This window comes from Asticcacaulis sp. YBE204, from assembly GCF_000495855.1.
Classification (GTDB): Bacteria; Pseudomonadota; Alphaproteobacteria; order Caulobacterales; family Caulobacteraceae; genus Asticcacaulis.
The window spans coordinates 36,748-55,331 of sequence record NZ_AWGF01000015.1; the positions used below are offsets into that span (position 1 = coordinate 36,748).

General features: G+C 62.6%; 14 protein-coding genes and 1 tRNA gene. 6 read left to right on the forward strand and 9 right to left on the reverse strand.

What is annotated here, in order from left to right:
• Positions 1–8: 8 nt before the first annotated feature.
• On the forward strand, positions 9–2,048 hold the full coding sequence (gene argS, locus AEYBE204_RS36430) for an arginine--tRNA ligase (protein WP_023463586.1): 2,040 nt from the start codon (positions 9–11) through the stop codon (positions 2,046–2,048).
• Positions 2,049–2,219: 171 nt separating this feature from the next.
• On the opposite strand, the gene AEYBE204_RS36435 is transcribed toward argS, so the two are convergent.
• From AEYBE204_RS36435 to AEYBE204_RS0120725, 5 genes are all read right to left on the reverse strand, one after another.
• Complete coding sequence (locus AEYBE204_RS36435; protein WP_023463587.1) at positions 2,220–2,822, reverse strand: DUF4142 domain-containing protein; 603 nt, start codon at positions 2,820–2,822, stop codon at positions 2,220–2,222.
• Between the two features lie 100 nt (positions 2,823–2,922).
• Positions 2,923–4,983, reverse strand: coding sequence for a S9 family peptidase (locus AEYBE204_RS36440; RefSeq protein WP_023463588.1), 2,061 nt, complete (start codon positions 4,981–4,983; stop codon positions 2,923–2,925).
• A 134-nt stretch (positions 4,984–5,117) separates the two neighbouring features.
• A complete protein-coding gene (locus AEYBE204_RS36445; RefSeq protein WP_031231385.1) occupies positions 5,118–8,255 on the reverse strand; it encodes a TonB-dependent receptor in 3,138 nt (1,045 codons plus the stop codon).
• Between the two features lie 231 nt (positions 8,256–8,486).
• Positions 8,487–9,452, reverse strand: a complete 966-nt coding sequence (locus tag AEYBE204_RS36450) for a DUF4880 domain-containing protein (protein WP_031231386.1) — start codon at positions 9,450–9,452, stop codon at positions 8,487–8,489.
• Between the two features lie 33 nt (positions 9,453–9,485).
• The gene (locus AEYBE204_RS0120725; RefSeq protein WP_369751908.1) at positions 9,486–10,085 is read right to left on the reverse strand and encodes an RNA polymerase sigma factor; all 600 of its coding nucleotides are present in this window, start codon (positions 10,083–10,085) and stop codon (positions 9,486–9,488) included.
• Between the two features lie 1,175 nt (positions 10,086–11,260).
• Between AEYBE204_RS0120725 and AEYBE204_RS36455 the strand changes: the two genes are divergently transcribed.
• From AEYBE204_RS36455 to AEYBE204_RS36465, 3 genes are read left to right on the forward strand one after another with little or no spacing between them, the layout of a single operon-like run.
• Positions 11,261–12,583, forward strand: coding sequence for a TROVE domain-containing protein (locus AEYBE204_RS36455; RefSeq protein ID WP_023463592.1), 1,323 nt, complete (start codon positions 11,261–11,263; stop codon positions 12,581–12,583).
• Between the two features lie 3 nt (positions 12,584–12,586).
• Complete coding sequence (locus AEYBE204_RS36460; RefSeq protein ID WP_023463593.1) at positions 12,587–12,817, forward strand: hypothetical protein; 231 nt, start codon at positions 12,587–12,589, stop codon at positions 12,815–12,817.
• Between the two features lie 35 nt (positions 12,818–12,852).
• Positions 12,853–14,079 carry an RtcB family protein gene (locus AEYBE204_RS36465; RefSeq protein WP_023463594.1) on the forward strand — a complete coding sequence of 409 codons (1,227 nt, stop codon included), beginning with the start codon at positions 12,853–12,855 and terminating at the stop codon, positions 14,077–14,079.
• 61 nt (positions 14,080–14,140) lie between these two features.
• Here the strand turns inward: AEYBE204_RS36465 and AEYBE204_RS36470 are convergent.
• Positions 14,141–14,216 (reverse strand) — tRNA-Ala (locus AEYBE204_RS36470).
• Between the two features lie 124 nt (positions 14,217–14,340).
• Between AEYBE204_RS36470 and AEYBE204_RS36475 the strand changes: the two genes are divergently transcribed.
• On the forward strand, positions 14,341–14,655 hold the full coding sequence (locus tag AEYBE204_RS36475) for a YggT family protein (protein WP_023463595.1): 315 nt from the start codon (positions 14,341–14,343) through the stop codon (positions 14,653–14,655).
• On the forward strand, positions 14,652–14,921 hold the full coding sequence (locus tag AEYBE204_RS36480; protein ID WP_023463596.1) for a DUF167 domain-containing protein: 270 nt from the start codon (positions 14,652–14,654) through the stop codon (positions 14,919–14,921). The genes AEYBE204_RS36475 and AEYBE204_RS36480 overlap by 4 nt, the downstream gene beginning before the upstream one ends.
• An 80-nt stretch (positions 14,922–15,001) precedes the next feature.
• Here AEYBE204_RS36480 and leuB read toward each other — a convergent pair whose 3' ends face one another.
• From leuB to leuC, 3 genes are all read right to left on the reverse strand, one after another.
• On the reverse strand, positions 15,002–16,069 hold the full coding sequence (gene leuB, locus AEYBE204_RS36485) for a 3-isopropylmalate dehydrogenase (RefSeq protein WP_023463597.1): 1,068 nt from the start codon (positions 16,067–16,069) through the stop codon (positions 15,002–15,004).
• Positions 16,070–16,253: 184 nt separating this feature from the next.
• Positions 16,254–16,847, reverse strand: a complete 594-nt coding sequence (gene leuD / locus AEYBE204_RS36490; protein WP_023463598.1) for a 3-isopropylmalate dehydratase small subunit — start codon at positions 16,845–16,847, stop codon at positions 16,254–16,256.
• A 156-nt stretch (positions 16,848–17,003) separates the two neighbouring features.
• Positions 17,004–18,410 carry a 3-isopropylmalate dehydratase large subunit gene (leuC, locus tag AEYBE204_RS36495; RefSeq protein WP_023463599.1) on the reverse strand — a complete coding sequence of 469 codons (1,407 nt, stop codon included), beginning with the start codon at positions 18,408–18,410 and terminating at the stop codon, positions 17,004–17,006.
• Positions 18,411–18,584 lie beyond the last annotated feature (174 nt).

Consider the following 18,584-nt stretch of genomic DNA (forward strand, 5'->3'; position numbering starts at 1 on the left):
ACATCGCCATGAACGCGCTCGTTGAGGTCAATCAATCCCGTTTGCAGGAGGTCAACGCCTTTGTCGCGCGTTACCGCCGTGAACGCGAGGCCTCGGTGCGTCAGTCGTTCGACGCCTATCCCTTGCCTCAGCTTGAAAAGCGCATCACCGACGCCTTATCGGTCAAGGCGGGTTTCGATCTCGACATCAAGTTCGACTTCATCGACCGCGCCAAGATGGGCGGCGATCTGGCTCTACGGTTTCCGCAGTTGCTGAAAGACGGTGGCCCCAAGGGGTTCATGGCCAATCATCTGCCGTGGATCGTCGAAATTTTGCAGGGGCCGGATTTCGCCGATGTCGTGGCGAAACTCGAAACCAAGGGCATGTATATCAACCTGACCCTGTCGGACGGCTGGATGCTGAGCGGCGCGCAGGCGGTGACCGCTATCGGCGCGCACTTCGGCGATTCCGACGCGTTGGTGAACCGCTCGGCGGTCATCGACTATTCGTCGCCCAACGTCGCCAAGACCCTGCACGCGGGGCATATCCGCTCGACCATCGTCGGTCACGTCCTGTCGAACCTGTGGGAGCGGTCGGGGGCTGATGCCTTCCGCGTCAACCATATCAACGACTTCGGCGGCTTCGGCTTCATGCTGGAAGGCTATCGCCGGTTCGGGGCGTTGTTCCCGGCGGATTTGGGCGACAACGACAAGCTGCTGGAAATCTACAAGATCCGTCGCTCGATCGAACGCATACTCGAAGCGAAGACAGAGCGTGCCGACTGGGACGCCGAAGACGCCGCCATCGCCGAACGGTATTTCTCTGGTGCCGGAACTCTGGAAGAATTGAAATCAGCCTTTGCCGACTATGTGGCTACGGCGGATGCGCGCTTCCGGGCGCTGGAGAACGGCGATGCCGAAGAGGTTGCCCTGTGGCTGGCCATGGTGCAGTGGAGCCTGGGCGCGTTCGAAGGTTTTTACGACGCGCTGAATATCCATTTCGATCTCGTCATCGGCGAAAGCTTCTACTATCAGGTCGGTGACGCCACGGTCGATGCGGCGCTGGCCGACGGCACGGCGGTGCTGTTCGACGAAAGCCATGCTGCTGCCGACATCGCCATCGAAGAGGCGCGGTTTGCCGCAGGCGATATCAGCGAGACCGAGCGCGACAATCTGATCGGCCGTATCCGCAAGGATATCGGCGCGGCGGTGGTGAAGCTGGACAATAACGAGCGCTTCGTGGTGCGCCGCGCCGACGGGCAGAGCATCTATTCGACGCGCGACATGGGCGCCATCAAGCTGCGCGGCGACATGTTCGACCCGACCGATGTCTTCTATGTGGTGGGTCAGGAGCAGCAGGTCCACTTCAACCGCCTTTTCCGTTCGGCCTATGCGACAGGGATTGCGTCCGCCGACAAGACTCAGTTTCAGCACGTCTATTTCGGCTTCTATGTCGATGCCCAGACCGGCAAGAAGTTGTCGTCGCGTCAGTCGGTGTCGAACGTCACGGGGATGCTGGCGGCGGCCAAGGTCTATTTCCGCAACCGTCTGTCGGATCGCGTGACGACTGACGAGGCAGAACTCGACAGCGCGGCCTCGGCCCTGGCCATCGGCTCGATCGTCTTCAACGATCTCAAACAGGACATCAAGGGCGCGGTGGAAATCGACGCCTCCGACATGGAGGCGACCATCGCCGGGTTCGAACGCTCAGGCGGTGCCTATGTCGTTTATGCTGCGTGTCGGGCGCGCAGCATTTTGCGCAAAAACGGCGGCGGTGCGGCGGTGCTGATGGGGGTGGACTACGCCATCGACGCGCAGGAAGCCGACCTGCTGCTAAAGCTGCAACAAATCCCGCAAAAGGTCGTAGCGGCGGCGAAACAGGCCAATCCGTCGGTGCTGGTCCGTCACCTGATGGACGTAGCGGCGATCTACAATTCCTACTATACCCGCGTGCCGGTAATCGTCGACGGGGTCGCCAATCCGGCCCGTCTGGCGATTACGCAAGCCGTGCAGGTCGCCCTGACGCGTGCCCTGGCCATCTGCCACATCGAGTGCCCAGAGGCAATTTAAGCGGCGATTTAAGCGGCGATTTAGCGGTCGGCGCGTTCGTTGACCGGGTCGGTGCCGAGGCCTGAACTGGCGGCCTCGGCGTTCGGCTATGTGTCCGCAGGCGTTTCGACCGGCTCCAGATCGACATTGCGGTGGATCGTCTTGTTCGGATGCAGGGGTTTGGCGAGCATGTCAGTTGGCCTTCTGATCGGAGGATGCCGGTATGACGGTATTTGTGCGCAGGCGGTCAAGGTGGTCCTGCCATAGCGACACGACCTGACCGGCCAGGGTTTTCAGGTCGCCGCTTTCGCCTGACCTGGCGTAGACGGCGAAGGCCCCGACGGCGGCCTTGTGCGCAGCGATCATGGCCTCGATATAGGCGGTGTCGAAATCCTGAAGCGAGGCGTGACGCAGATGGTCGAGTTGCGCCTCGTGCTCCGGGGTGAGCACACGCGCCGACATCCACAGGGCTTCGGAGACGATCGCGTCGTCGAAATCGGCCTCGGTGGTCTTGTGTGCCTCAATCAGATGCTCGGCCAAGGCGAAGACGGCATTATCCTGCGCCTTGGATTGCGCGATATGGCTGGCCGAGACGACGAAGCGGTTGAGGCTGCGCGCCGTCGTCGCAAAATCTCCCGCTTCCAGCAACCGGGGCGCGGGACGGCGCGCCCAGCGGTCGGCAGCGTATTTCGCCGCCAGCGCCGCAACGGCGACAAGGCTTCCGGCAATCAGCGCGGTACGCAGGGCGGGGGCAGGCCCAAAACGTGAGAAGGGTGGGCGGGACAGCAGGGCCATATCGATCCTCCGGCGGTGGGCAGAGTCCGCAGCATAGTCACAGGCAGAGTAAAATTGTGCCCGCCTTCGCCGGAGTAAAAATAAGGAGACTGCAAGCGCCTCAGCCTTCGGGGGCTTCGGCCTTGCTGTCGCTGCCCGGTGCTGTATCCCAGATATAGGTCTCGCCCGTCAGGTGCGTGATAAACCAGTCCATGTGCTTGTTGACCTGAAACAGGCGGTGGCGCAGTTCGGCGAAATTATGCGGCTCACGCGGGGCGAGGTAGAGTTCGGTCTCTACCCCCAGCATTTTCAGCGAACGATAGAGCATGATCGACTGCTGGGTCGGTACGCGGTCGTCCTCGGCCCCGGCCATGATCAGGGTCGGCGTCGTCACCTTGTCGAGGCGTGACAGGGCCGAATATTCTTCATAGAGGTCGCGGCGCGCCGTCGTGCCGTAGGGCGGGGTGATGAACCATTCCTGCCGCTGCCAGCGCGTATCGGACGTCAGGTACATCGAGGTCCAGTCGACCGTCCCCGCGCCGGACGCCGCCGCCTTGAAGCGGTTGGTCGTGGTGATCAGGCGGTTGGTCATGTGTCCGCCGGCGCTCCAGCCCATCGTCCCCAGACGCTCAGGATCGGCCAGACCGCGCGTGATCAGCTCGTCGACGCCGGACAGCACGTCCTTGTCGGCATATTTGAAATAGCCGCCGTTCATCCCTTGCAGGAAGGTGTCGCCATAGGCCGTGCCGCCGCGATAATTGACGCTGAGCGTCATGACGCCGCGCGCCGCCAGCAGGGGATTGAGGCGGCCGTAGCTGAAGATATTGAACTGATCGGCGCTGCGCGGGCCGCCGTGGCTCTGCACGATCAGCGGGTAGGCCTTGCCCGCCACGTAATCGAGCGGATAGGTGATAAGGCCCTCAAGCTTCTGTCCGTCGGGCGCGGTCCATTGCACGGCCTCCTGTTTCGGCAGGCGGAAGCGCTGACCGAGCGTGTCGTTCAGGTGCGAGACCTGAACCGGCTTTTTCGCCGCGTCGAGCGTGTAAAGTTCGGCGGGTTGCGTCGCCGAGGACTGGATATAGGCGATGCGTCCGCTGCGGTTGGCGATATCGAAATCGGACACCACGCTGTCGCCGGTGACCAGCGTCGTCCATGCGCCGCCGGTGACCGGGACGCGGTTCAGCGTCGCGCGGACGCCTTCATTGGCGGTGAAGAGAACCGACTTGCCGTCGGGCGCGAAGGCGGCGCTCTCGATCTCCCATCCTGGCTCGTTGGTCGCGCGGGTGCCGAGTTCGGTAATGGCTTTTGTCGCCGCATCGAGCACGAACAGGTTGCGATTGACCGTGCCGTAGCGCCCGTCCTTGGCGTTGGCGAGGAACAGGATCGTCTTGCCATCCGGCGCGATCTTCACCCCGCCTTCACCGTAGTCGTTGTCGGTCAGCTGCCGGTTCGGGCCGGCGGCCGGATGCAGCCAGATTTCGCCGAACTGCCCGTCATCGAGCAACCGCGACGGCGCGCGGATATAGGCCACGGTCTCGCCATCGGCGGCGATATCGTAGCTCTTTACGTCGAAATCGCCCGACACCACTGTATGCAATTTCCCCGTCACGGCGTCGGCGCGGCGCAGCGTATTGCGCCCGCGCGGTTCCTCGAAGGCGAACATGTCGTCCTTGTCGGCGATGCGCTTCTTATCGGTCTTGGAGTCGGGGGTCTGGGCGGCAAAATAGATAAAACGCCCGTCGTCGGACCATTTGAGATTGCTGATATTCTTGGGGCTGTCGGTCAGGCGTTTCGCTTCGCCGCCGTCGAGCGACATGACGTAGATCTGGGCCGCCTTGTCCTCGCCCCGCCTGGCCACGAAGGCGAAACGGCGGCTGTCCGGCGACCATGTCAGGTCCGAACCGCCGTCCTCGACCATCAATCGAGCATCGGTTCCGTCCATTTTGGCTCGCCATAGCGACAGGGTGACCTTGTTCTGTTTCCAGTCCGCCGTGCTGACGCGGTACAGCACGGTTTGTCCGTCCGGCGATATCTTCGGATCGGAGGCCCGTTGCAGGCTGAGCAGATCGACGGCGGTCATGACGCGCGGCTGTTCGGCGGTGGCGGCTAAGGGTGCAGGCGCGGCGACGACAAGGGCGGGCAGGCTGACGGACAGGCACAGGGCAAGGCAAAGCGAACGCATAAGAGTTCCTTAGGTAGGGTAACGATGTTCAGTGATTTTTGACGCGCATCTGAATCTAAAAACCGCACGACACTTTTTAGGATGCGCTTGAGAAAAAAGCCCCCTGCGTTTCCGCAGGGGGCTCGTTTTGGGATTTAGAAATCGACCTGGAAGCCGAGGCTGAACGACCGTCCCGTCACGCCGTAGATCGACGAGTAGTTGAAGTCGTTGCCCGAATCCGTGCCGGACGGCAGGTAGGGGCCGTATTCGTCGAACACGTTGCGCATCGAGCCGAAGACTTTCAGCGACTTGTTGGTGTTCGGCTTGTAGCTGAAGCTGACATCGTGGCGCGTATAGGAACCGAGATAGAGATACAGCGGGTTGACCGTACCGGCGGCTTTGACGGCCGCCAGACGCTCGTTGGAATCCACGACCTCGCCGATATAGCGCGCCGTCCACTTGAGCTGAAGGCCCTTGTTGTTCCACGCCAGGCTACCTTGCGCTTCGTGCTCGGCACCGCCGACTTCGCCGACCCAGTCGTCGACCTCAAGGCCGCTCAGGCCCTGATAGCTTTCTTCCAGTTCGAGGCGGCGGTTGTAGTTCACACGCACATCGAAGCGGCCCGGCACGTTCCACGAATTGAGGTCGAAGCGATAGGCCACGGCCACGTCGACGCCACGGGCGCGCATCTCGTCGAGGTTATCGACCTTGTTGATGATGCGGGTCAGCTGGCCTTCGGAATCGCGCGAGACGAAGCTACAGAAGTGGTTGCTGGTGCCCGACGCGTCGGCATAGCACGAACCGAGGATGGTCGAGGTTTGCAGCGAGGCGATCACGCCTTCGACCTTGATGTCGTAATAATCGATGCTGGCCTGAAAACGCGGCAGAAAGGACGGGCTGAACACGATACCGGCGGTAATCGTGTCGGCGGTTTCTTCCTTGACGTCCAGATTGCCGCTGTTTGGCGTATTGATGCTGCTGGAATCCTGCGTGAAGACGCCGTTGGCGGCGATTTCGGCGGCGATACCGGCATTGCTGCGGCAGTTCTGCGCCACGGTGCCGGTCGTCGTCGCCGTGACGCCCGAACACGGATCGACCACGGTTTCATAGTCGTCGCGCGGCGGCGAATAGAGTTCCGTGATGTTCGGCGCGCGCTGGGCGCGGGCCAGCGTCGTGCGGAAGTTCAGGCCCTTGACCGGCGCCCATTGCAGACCCGCGCGATAGCTGAGGGTGTTGTCCACACCGCTCAGGTCGTACTTGGCGGCGCGCACGGCGGCGTCGATGTTCAGACGATAGGCAAACGGCGCGTCGCGCAGCAGCGGCACGGCGATTTCGGCATAGGCTTCGCTGGCCTTGACCTCGCCTTCATAGCGCGGAATGTAGGCGTAGCTGGTCACGCCGCGTTCGGTCTGATCGTCGGTCTGGGTCTTGGTCGAGTCGCGGCGCACTTCAAAACCGAAGGCGGCTTCGACCGGCCCGGCGGGCAGTTCGAACAGGGTGCCGGTCAGGTTGCCGGTGACCGATTCCTGCTCGTTTTCCGAATGATACCAGGCATTGGCGCGGATATAGTTGGCCGCCGCCACGCTGATCGAGCCGACGCCGAACGGATTGACCGGCACGCAGCCATTGGCGCGGGCGGTCACGTCGAGGCAGACGATCTGCCCGTTCACCGTCGTCGCTTTCATGGCGTAGGACAGATTCTCGTAGTTCAGGCCGTTCGAGCGGTACTGATCCTGCTCGAACTTGCCGAACGAATAGCCGAGGTCCCAGTCCCAGTTGCCGCCGAAGGCCTTGCCCTCAAGGCTGAACATGCCGCGCAGGGTTTCGCGGCTGTTGTTGATGGTCATGACGCCGACCTCACCGAAGCGACGATACCAGTAAAGACCGGCGGTCGGTGTTGCGGTTTGCAGCGTTGGATAGAGCGCCAGATACGGGTTGATCTTGTTCATGCGGCCGACGGTATATTCGTCATTGATGCCGTAGGTGGTGTTGTAATAGGCGCTGGGGGTATAGCGCGTCCCGGCGGTTTCGATCGTCGAATAGAGCACCTGACCCTTGAGGATCAGGTCGTTGCCGAAATCGTAGGTCGCCTTGACCGCGACGTTGTCGCTGGTGCGCGGGGTGATCAGCGTGCCTTCCGGGCGCAGGTCGACGCCGTTGGTGGCGGTGACGAAGCCGGTCTTGTAAGCCGTGCCGCTCGTTTCGTCGAAATAGTATTTCGTCGCCGTCGAGCTGGTCGAGGTCTGGAATCGGCCGCCGAAGGTGTAGCTGGAGACGTCGGGGCCGGTCAGCAGATTGGTCGTCTGCGAATAGGTCGAATTGACAAGCGCCCAGTCGCGGTCGGAAGCGCGCAGGATCTCCTGCTCTTCGTGGTTGGCGCCGATCATCAGTTGCAGACGCTTGTCGAGGAACGAGGTTCCGGCGAGGAACGCCACTTCACTGGACCCGCCGCCGCCGTCCTGCGTCAGGCCCTTGACCGCGCGGACGCGGATGCCGTCGAACTTGGCCAGGGTCTTGATGTTGACGACGCCGGCGATGGCGTCGGAACCGTAGACCGCCGACGCGCCGCCGGTCGTCACTTCGATCTTGTCAACGAAGGCCGCCGGGATGGTCGACAGCGAGACGGTGTTGCTGTTGCCGACGTTCGACACCGTGCGGTGGCCATCGATCAGGGTCAGGGTGCGGTTCGAGCCCATGCCGCGCAGCGAGATGGTCGAGATACCGTTGGTCTGGGTCGAGGACTGACCGTTGGTCAGGCTGGCCGACTGATCGATGCCCGGAATATCGGTCAGGGCATCGGCGATATCCATATAGCCTTCGTTGGCCAGTTCCTCATTGCCGATGACGACCAGAGGAATGGGGCTTTCGAAGGTCGGACGGCGAAGGCGCGATCCGGTGACCACGACCTCCTGCACGTCCTCATTGGACTGGGGGCGGGATTGCGCGGCCTCCGCGGGCGTCTTTTCGCGCAGGGTAACCGTCGTGGCAGTGATGCTGGCAACTTCGAAGTTCGTATCGACCAGCAGTCGGGCAAGGGCTTCTTCGCGGGTATATTTACCCTTGATCGGCGCGGTCCTGACCTTGGCGGCGGCATCATAGGGGAACAGCAGCTGGATATTGGCTTGACGCGCGAAATCGTTCAGGGCCTTGGCGGCGTTCTGGGCCGGGATGTTGAAGGCGATGACGGGCTTCGGCGCTTCGGCGGCGGACGCCGCCATGCCGACGGTCATCAGGCTCAGGCCCAAAGCGAGCGCGGCCACAGAGCCTCCGCGCTTGAGTGTGTGTTTCAGCATGTATATCCCCAGGGTGCAGCGCGCGTGCGGGCGCGATTTTGAGCGCATTCCGAAAAGTGTGCAGCGGTTTTGGCTCCGCCGAACGATGTTTCGGATTAAATGCGCGATTCTAACATGTGACCCCGCGCACAGCCGCGGCGTCATGGTAAAGACATATTAGCCGCCGCAAACCGCTAGTGCTGCACCGCAAAAAATTCATATTTCTGTTAAATATCTGAATAGGCGAAGAATTTATTTCGTCAGAATAATGGCGCCATTGGGTTCGCGCACGGCGTGGATGCCGAATCCGGCATTCAGGGCCGACAGGAAGTCGTCGGGATTGCGCGTATCGAAGCGCCCGCCCAGCCGCAGACTTTCCAGTTGCGGGTCGGCGATCAGGATATGGTTCTTCAGATAGCGGTTATATTCATCGACCGCCGTGCCAAGCGTCTGGCCGTCGAGGATCAGCTCCCCCTTGCGCCACCCGGCGGTGAATTCGACATCGCCGTCATTGACGGGGCGCAGACGCGTCGCGGCGCCTGTGGCCATGATGGCGTGTCCGGCCTTGACGGTGAGCGGCTTGCCGACCGTAGCCTGCGGACCGTTCTCGATGACCGGCAGGCGTTCGGGGATGATGACGCAATCGCCGTCCATGACCATCAGGTCGAGGGCTTCGCCGCGCAGACGGGCATTCAGCGTGCCGCTGACCAGGGTCAGGCGGCCATTGCCCCCGGCGACACGGCAGGGCGGCGATCCGGCCAGAACGGTGACGGCCATTTCCCCGCGTTCCAGCCACACCTGACGTTCGTCGCCGGTGATCCACGACACGGTGGACAGGGTATTGATATCGAGGTTCAGGCCGTAACCCGGGCTGAGGCGCTTATGGTCGCCGATCTCGGTGCGCACCCGCGCGCGCGCCAGCGACGGCAGGAAAACCGCACCGGCCACACCGGCAGCCGCCAGTCCGCCACCCGCTGCCAGAAACCGACGGCGCGAGGGCAGGGGTGCGGACACGGGACGGCGCGCCGGATGGGCTTTCTTGGCGCGATCGACCTGATGCAGAACGCCCGACAGACGGGCAAAGGCGGCGGCATGGCGCGGATCGGCCGAACGCCACGCTTCGAACTCAGCCCTGTCCGCCGTGCCGGAATCGAGCTGCGCCTGCCACAGGGCGGCGGTCTCCATAAGCGTTTGCCGCGATGTATCGCCGGATGTCACGCCCCAAACCCCTGTGTCATTTGCCCTGTGTGATTATCGGCTTAATAGTCGCGATTGCAGAACTTGGAAAGGTGTCTTTCGCGCGGGGCGCGTGGTTTTCAACGGCGCCGACACGTCGGGGGCGTCGTCGAGCAGGTCGGCGAGCAGGACCAGACCGCGCGCCAGATGCTTTTCGACGGTGGACAGGCTGAGGTTCAGGCGGCGGGCGACCTCACGCGGGGGCAGGTCTTCGATGCGTCGCAGGGTGACGACCTTGCGGCACTGCGGCGGCAATTGCGCCACGGCGTCGAGGACCCGGCCAAGCTCTTCGCGGTCGGAAAAGGTATCGAAGGCGTCGGGCGATATGTCGATCTGCGTGATCGCGTCGGCGTCGGCCAGTTGTTGCATCGACACCACACGCGACCGCCGAATGCCGTTGAGGCCCAGATTATAGACCGTGCGCATCACATAGGCGCGCGGATTGTCGATCTGACGCCACTTTTCCTGCGACAGAACCTGCGCATAGGCGTCGTGGACAAGGTCGCGGGCATTGTCGATATTGCCGGTCAGGCGCATGGCCAGGGACGTGTATTGGTGCTCATGCGGAGAAATTTCCGCGCAAAACCAACGATCTATGTCACGCAACCACGTCAATTACCGATATCCCCGGCGCGGCTCCGGCGCACCCGTCGATATTTGACGGTGAATATCCGGTGTCGTCAAGTTGTCATGAACGTCAGGTCGATGCCCGACACGCGAACAGGCCGCTTTGTGCGGGCGTTGAACCGGTATAATGGCGCATTGCCAGCGTGGCAGAGGTGTGGTGAGAATGCCACGTCATGCCAGACGCAAGTCAGATAAAGATTTTTTGTGTTGCGCTGTGCAACGCGCTTGGGTAAGTGAGACGTGTCGTTGCTTTTGTGACGATGTGCAGTGGTGTAGAAAGCGATTTCTTCGGAACTATGTGTCGCCGGTTCGAGTCCGGCCGGGGGTTGCCCCGTAGCTCAGGGGATAGAGCAATAGTCAAACGCGCTTTCGTCGGTTCCCTGCATGCCTAAGCAAGTGGCGTAGATGACGTTTACACCGAGCCTGTCACGCTCGGCAGACCCTTTGATGCCTGCCGTCAACGTCCTCGTTCATTCCCTTGCTGCCGGTGGCGCAGATATCGCTTTCATCGTCTCCAAAACGCCCCGCGATATCGGTTTTTCCCCGGTTGTTAAGCGCATGCCAAAAAGTGCTTTGCGGTTTTTGGAACCACATGCGCGACTAAAAATTAGCTTTCCGTGGCGCAGGCGCCGGCTTCATCGCTCGTACCCACGGGACAAGGCAGCCCCGGATGTCAGGTCTTTGAACTGACAAGCCGGAACAGCCCGGATTAGCGACAATCCGGCGGAAGTGCCTCCCAACCGGAACCGATTATTCCCGGAAAGTTGATTTTTATGTTGCATAACGCAACAAGTTGCGTTAGTAACCGTTTTGTCGCTCAGGCAGGCCCGATCAGGGAACCACCCGAACGGCATCCATTCAGGTGGCGTAGGGGGCGGTTACTTCGCCTTTCACGCGGGTTGCGGGTTCGATTCCCGTCACGGCTCAGGCCGTGCGCTCAAAATCGGGAGCACCACAGTCCGTCTCCGGCTGTTCCCCTGAATGCCCCCATCGATAGCAATCGCAGGCGTACTACTGCGGTCAGGCGTCTTCCGTCACCGCGATTCGTTCGCCCCAAGCCCCAGTGCCATTCAAGTGCCATTCATGCGCAAGACGCCACCGGACATTCGGTCCGGTGATCGATCCCTTGCGCTTAACATCAACGATGCAGAGAAGGTGCGGTCATGCGACTGAACATTTTCCAAAAGCGCCCCCGACTTGAGCTGTCATGCATCACGTATGAAGGGGCCCCCGCCGCGATCCTGTCGGCAGAGCAAAGGCTGCGCCGGTCGGTGTTGTCGTGCCTGTTGTGGGAAAACGAATTCTACGAGGACGGCGAAAGCATCGCCGAACGGATCTACACGCTGGCCCTTGAGGTCGCGCCGGAGACGGTGGCGGCTCTGGCCATCGAGGCGCGCGAGCAGATGAAGCTGCGCCACGCGCCGCTGCTCCTGCTCTGCGCTCTGATCAAGACGGGCGGGCCTCTGGTCGCACCCACCATCGAGCGGGTGATCCAGCGGGCCGACGAACTGTCGGAACTGGTGGCGATCTACTGGCGGCACGGCAAGCGGCCTTTGTCGAAGCAGATGAAGCTGGGTCTGGCCCGGGCCTTCGTCAAGTTCGACGCCTATGCGTTGGCGAAATACGACCGGGCGGGTGCCGTGCGTCTGCGCGACGTCCTGTTCCTGTCGCACGCCAAACCGAAAGACGAGGCGCAAGCCTTGCTCTGGAAGCAACTGGCCGAGGGCACGCTGGCGTCTCCCGATACGTGGGAAGTCGCGCTGTCGGGCGGGGCGGATAAGCGTGAGACCTTCACGCGCCTGCTGACCGAGCGCAAGCTCGGTTATCTGGCCCTGCTGCGGAACCTCCGCAACATGGATCAGGCGGGCGTCGACGAGGACCTCGTCAAGGCCGCGATTCTGGCCCGGAAGGGGGCCGAGCGCGTCCTGCCGTTCCGTTATGTGGCGGCATCCCGCGCGGCCCCGCGCTTCGAGCCCTGGCTCGATCAGGCCCTGAGCGAGACGGTCCTCGAACAGCCTGTGTTCAGTGGCCGGACGATCGTTCTGGTCGACGTGTCGGGCTCGATGGATTGCCGGTTGTCGGCGAAATCGGACCTGACCCGGATGGACGCGGCGGCAACGCTGGCGGCTATCATTCCGGGCGAGGTGCGGGTCTTCACCTTCTCCAATGCGGTCGTCGAAGTCCCGCCCCGGCGCGGCATGGCGGGCGTCGACGCGGTCCTCCGGTCGCAGACGCACGGCGGTACGGAGCTCGGCAAGGCGGTGACGAAGGTCAACGGCATTAAACATGACCGTCTGATCGTCATCACCGACGAACAGAGCGCCGACCGAGTACCGCAACCGGTGGCGATACAGGCCTACATGATCAATGTGGCCTCGTACCGCAACGGCATAGGTTACGGCGGCGCATGGACGCACATCGACGGGTTTTCCGAGAATGTGCTGAGCTTCATCCGTGAGCAGGAACTGCTCACACAGGGAGCTTAATCCATGACGGCGGAGGAACTGAGGGTGGCAGCTATTCTGCTGTTCGGAGAACGGGGCTGGCAGTCCCGTTTGTCGGAGGCGCTGGATGTCGACCGCTCCTCGGTTTCCCGCTGGTTCGCCGGCCTGCCGGTCCCCGGACCGGCGGCTGCCGCCGTCAGGGCCTGGCTTAAACTGTACGAACTGACCGGCGAGACGCCTTACGAGCTTGCCGGTCTTATCGATCCGAAAAAATAGGGGCACCAAGGATGCTCCGGAAAGGGGCTATCCCTATGCAAGTATTTCAAGGGGCCCGTGGCGGGCTGATCAAGGCGTGGATCGACGGAGTCGCCGTCGAGGATCAGGCGCGCAAGCAGCTCGACAATATCGCGGCCATGCCGTTCATCCATAAGCACGTGGCGATCATGCCCGACGTTCACTGGGGGATGGGCGCGACCATCGGTTCGGTCATCCCGACCAAGGGCGCGATCATCCCCGCCGCCGTCGGGGTCGATCTCGGTTGCGGCATGATGGCCGTGCGCACCACGCTCACCGCATCCGACCTGCCCGACAACCTGTCGGGGCTGCGGACCGCGATCGAGCAGCGCATCCCCCACGGGCGGACCGACAATGGCGGTACGAACGACCGCGGCGCGTGGGGAGAAACGTCTGAGGCGACCAATGCCGAATTTTCGAAGCTGTCCGGCGAACTGCAAAAGATCGTCGACAAGCACCCGAAGATTTCGCAGGCCGCGCATCGGGCGCAGAACCACCTCGGCACGCTGGGGACCGGCAACCACTTCGTCGAGGTCTGCCTCGATGAAAACGATGCCGTGTGGATCATGCTGCATTCCGGCTCGCGCGGGATCGGCAACCGCATCGGCTCGTACTTCATCGAACGCGCCAAGCACGAGATGAAGCGCTGGTTCGTCAACCTGCCGGACGAGGATCTGGCCTATCTGCCCGAAGGGTCCGAGCTGTTCGGCGACTATATGGGCGCGGTGTCGTGGGCGCAGCGCTTTGCCCGCACGAACCGCGAACTGATGATGACGGCGGCGCTTGAGGCCCTGTCGTTATCGGTGCCCAAGCGCTTTACGTGCGACTGCGAGGCCGTCAACTGCCACCACAATTACGTGGCGCACGAACGGCATTTCGGGTCGGACGTATTGGTCACGCGCAAGGGAGCGGTACGCATCACGCCGGAGACGCTGGGGATCATCCCCGGCTCGATGGGTGCGCGTTCGTTCATCGTGCGCGGGATCGCCGGGCAAGCCATGACCGAGGCCCTGTGTTCGTGTTCGCACGGCGCCGGGCGGGCCATGTCGCGCGCCGAGGCCAAGCGGCGCTTCACGCTGGAAGACCACGCCCGCGCCACGGCGGGAGTGGAATGCCGCAAGGACGCCGAGGTCATCGACGAGACGCCGGCCGCCTATAAGGACATCGACGCGGTGATGAAGGCGCAGGCCGACCACGTCGAGATCGTCCATACCCTGAAGCAGGTTGTTTGCGTGAAGGGGTAGGTTGCAAAAACCGACGCCCGCCGGCAGGGTCTGCACGGCGGGCGTCGGATGAGCAGCGAAATGGTGGAGCTAAGCGGATTCGAACCGCTGGCCTCCTCATTGCGAACGAGGCGCTCTACCAACTGAGCTATAGCCCCTTTTCGCTGTGCAGGGTGTTTTAATGAAACGCCCACAGGTGTCAAGACGGCTTTAACTTGTTAATCCCAATCTGGCCGCTATATTCACAGAAAGGCCCGGATGGGGCGTGTTTAAGGGATTTCCATGATCGGCTTCATTTTTTTCGTCCTGAATGGCCTGCTGTCGTTTGCGGTTTGGGTGATCATTATCAGCGCGATCCTGAGCTGGCTGGTGGCGTTCAATGTCATCAATACGCGCAATCCGGGCGTCTATCGTTTCATGGATATGCTGGATCGCATGACCTACCCGATCCTTGAGCCGTTCCGTCGCATGCTGCCCAATCTCGGCGGTGTGGACATCAGTCCGATTCTGGCGATTCTGGTCATCAAGGGCATGCAGTTTTATCTGTTGCCGCTGGCTGAAAACGGCCTGAGAGGCCTTCTCGGCGGCATGGCTTGACGCGACTGGTCGTCCGGCTGACGCCAAAGGCGGCGTCCGACCGCATCGACGGCTGGGACACGGATGAGCAGGGGCGAGCGTTCTTGAAGGTCCGCATCGCCGCGCCGCCCATCGAAGGCCGGGCCAACGAAGCGTTGATCGCCTATCTTGCCAAGCGGTTGAAAGTACCGAAATCGCGGTTGACGCTGCTCGCGGGCGACACCTCGCGTCTCAAGCAGATCGAGGTCGAGGGGCTGGATGAGGCGGAGGTGCGGGCTTTACTTTAGCCCCCTCGCCCTTGGGGAGAGGGAATAACAAAACCCCGCCGGAGTGATCCGGCGGGGTTTTGTTTGATCTGCCGTATCGCCTAAGCCGCGACCGAAGCCCCGGCGCGGATCTGCGCCACGATGGCCTTGGTGACTTCTGAGCCCGGCAGGGTGCCGCCGAGGTCCTTGGTCAGTTGGCCCGCCGCGATAACGGCTTCGATGGCGGCGTCCAGCGCATCGGCTTCCTTGCTGAGGTTGAGCGAGAAGCGCAGCAGCATCGATACCGACTTCAGCGTCCCGATGGGGTTGGCGAGGTCTTTACCGGCGATATCCGGGGCCGAGCCGTGGATGGGCTCGTACAGGCCTTTACCGGTCGCACCCAGCGAGGCCGAACCGAGCAGACCGATCGAGCCCGGCAGGACCGAGGCGAGGTCGGACAGGATGTCGCCGAACATGTTCTCGGTGACGATGACGTCGAACGACTTCGGGCGGGTGACGAGGTGCATGGCCATCGAATCGACCAGCGCGTGTTCCAGCTCGACGTCCGAATATTCGGCCTTGTGCAGCTTGATGATCGTTTCGCGCCACAAACGCGAGGTCTCGATGACATTGGCCTTGTCGACGCTTGTCACCTTGTTGCGGCGCTTGCGGGCGGCCTCGAAGGCCACGCGAGCGACGCGCTCGACCTCGGCGACCGTGTACAGGCATTCGTCGGTGGCCTGGGTTTCGGTGCGGGTCTGCTTGCCGAAGTAAAGACCGCCGGTCAGTTCGCGCACGATCAGCATGTCGGCGCCCGACACGATGTCTTCTTTCAGCGGCGAGCGGAAGGCCTGCGACGGGGCGACGTCCATCGGACGCAGATTGGCGAACAGGCCAAGCGACTTGCGCACCGCCAGCAGGCCCTGTTCCGGGCGCTTGGGTTGCAGGTCCCACTTCGGGCCGCCGACCGCGCCCAGCAGCACGGCATCGGCGGCCAGACAGGCGGCGTCGGTATCGGCGGGGTAGGGATCGTTGCGCTCGTCGATGGCGATGCCGCCGATCAGCTTTTCGTCGAAGTTGAACGTATGGCCATAGACTTCGCCGATGGCTTTCAGGGCCTCGACGCCCGCGGCGGCGACTTCGGGACCGATGCCGTCACCCGGCAGAACGACGATGTTGAATGAGGGCATGTGTAAGGTCCTATCAGATGGCATGGTCGGTTAAGGCCCCCACCACCACTCGCTTACGCTCGCGGTCCCCCTCCCCTCGTGGCGGGGAGGTATGAAGGCGCTGTTTTCTTAATACCTCCCCATACCATGGGGAGGGGAACCGCACGACGCGCGAAGCGCTAGATGCGGTGGTGGGGGCCTTGGTTTAAGCGGCCTTTCCGGTCTTTTGTTCGTAGGATTCGATAGAGGGCAGGCGGTTCAGAATCCAGCCCATGGCGTCGACGCCTTCCAGCAGGCACTGGCGCGCGAACGCTTCGATGTGGAAGACGAAGACTGTGCCGTCTTCCAGGCTCAACTGGTTCTGTTCGAGGTCGATGGTCACGCGCTGCTGCGGATTTTTCAGCAGTTTCTCGTGAATCTCCGGCGTCACCACGATCGGCAGCAGGCCGTTCTTGAGGCTGTTCGACTTGAAGATGTCGGCGATATTGGTCGAGATTACCGCCTTGAAACCGAAGTCGGTCAGGGCCCACGGCGCGTGTTCGCGCGACGAGCCACAGCCGAAATTGTCGCCGCCGACCAGCACGCGGTGCTCGCTGGCGTCGATGGTGTTGAGGATGAAATCCGGCTTCTTCGAGCCGTCGGCATTGTAGCGCCAGTCGTTGAACGCCACGTCGCCCAGACCGGCCTTGGTGGTCGTGGTCAGGAAGCGCGCGGGGATGATCTGGTCGGTGTCGATATTGGCTTCCGGCAGCACGGCGATGCGCGACGAGAAGGTGTTGATCGGTTCCTGATTGGACATGAGTCGGACCTTGTTGATTAAGGCCCCCACCACCACTCACTTACGCTCGCGGTCCCCCTCCCCACGGGGTGGGGAGGTATGAAGCTTGGTTATGTTCATACTCCCCCGCCACGCGGGGGAGGTGGCGCGCAGCGCCGGAGGGGGGCCTTTCTTTGTTTAAGCGCTTTGCAAATAATCTCTCGGATCGACGACGTGACCGGCGATGGCCGAGGCCGCTGCCGTGGCGGGCGAGGCCAGCACGGTGCGCGAGCCCGGGCCCTGACGGCCTTCGAAATTGCGGTTGGAGGTCGACACGGCCAGTTGCCCCGGCGCGACGAAATCACCGTTCATGGCGATGCACATCGAACAGCCCGGCAGACGCCATTCGGCGCCGGCGTCGGTAAAGACCTTGTCCAGCCCTTCGGCGACCGCGTCGATGCGGACCTGTTCCGAGCCCGGTACGACCAGCATCCGCACCCCGTCAGCGACCTTGCGACCGCGCAGGATGTCGGCGGCGGCGCGCAGATCGGCCAGGCGGCCATTGGTGCACGAACCGATAAAGACGACATCGACCTTGGCGACTGAGCGGCTGTCGCCGCCGTGCAGGCCCATATAGTTGAGCGCCTTGACCTCGTTTTCATTCGAGGCGACCGGCACACCTTTCGAGATCGCGCCGCCCTGATCCGGCGTCGTGCCCCAGGTCGCCATCGGCTCGATGACCGAACCGTCGATAACGATTTCGTCGTCGAACACCGCGCCGTCGTCGGATTTCAGCTTGAGCCATTCGGCAGCCGCCGCGTCATAGTCGGCGGGGACATAGGCGCGACCGCGCAGCCACTCGACCGTCTTCTGATCCGGCGCGATCATGCCGCAGCGCGCCCCGGCTTCGATCGACAGGTTACAGACCGTCATGCGGCCTTCCATGTCGAGCGCTTCGATGACCGGGCCGGTATATTCGAGCGCGTAGCCCGTACCGCCGCCAAAGCCGAGGCGCTGGATGATGGCCAGCGCCACGTCCTTGCCCGACACGCCGGGTTTCAGTTCGCCATTGACGGTGATGCGCATGGTCTTGGGCTTGCGTTGGGCCAGGCACTGGGTGGCCAGAACGTGGCCGACTTCCGAGGTGCCGATGCCGAACGCGATGCAGCCGAACGCGCCGTGGGTCGAAGTGTGCGAGTCGCCGCAGACGACGGTGTAGCCGGGCTGGGTCAGACCCATTTCCGGGCCGATGACGTGGACGACGCCGCGGTTTTCCGAGCCCCAGCCGAACAGCTTGACGCCGTGCGCGGCGGTATTGCGCTCCAGCGTTTCGACCTGCGCCTTGGCTTGCGGGGTGAAGTACGGGCGGTTGCCTTCGGCGTCGGGACCCAGCGTCGGGATCGAGTGATCGAGTGTCGCAAACGTCCGGTCGGGACGGCGCACCTTGAGGCTGCGCGCGTCCAGTTCGGAAAAGGCCTGCGGCGAGGTGACCTCGTGGACGAGGTGCAGGTCGATATAGAGGACAGCCGGACGATCGGCGGATTCGTCCTCGACGATGTGGCGTTCCCACACTTTTTCGAAAAGAGATTTCGGTTGCGATGACATTCGGGTCGTCCTGAGTATCTTGTAAGGCCGGTAAGGCCCCCACCACCACTCGCTTACGCTCGCGGTCCCCCTCCCCGCGTGGCGGGGAGGTATTTATGAAAATACTCCCCCACTTGTGGGGGAGGTGGCAGCCCGAAGGGCTGACGGTGGGGGGCCTTTCTTGGGCCGATAGTT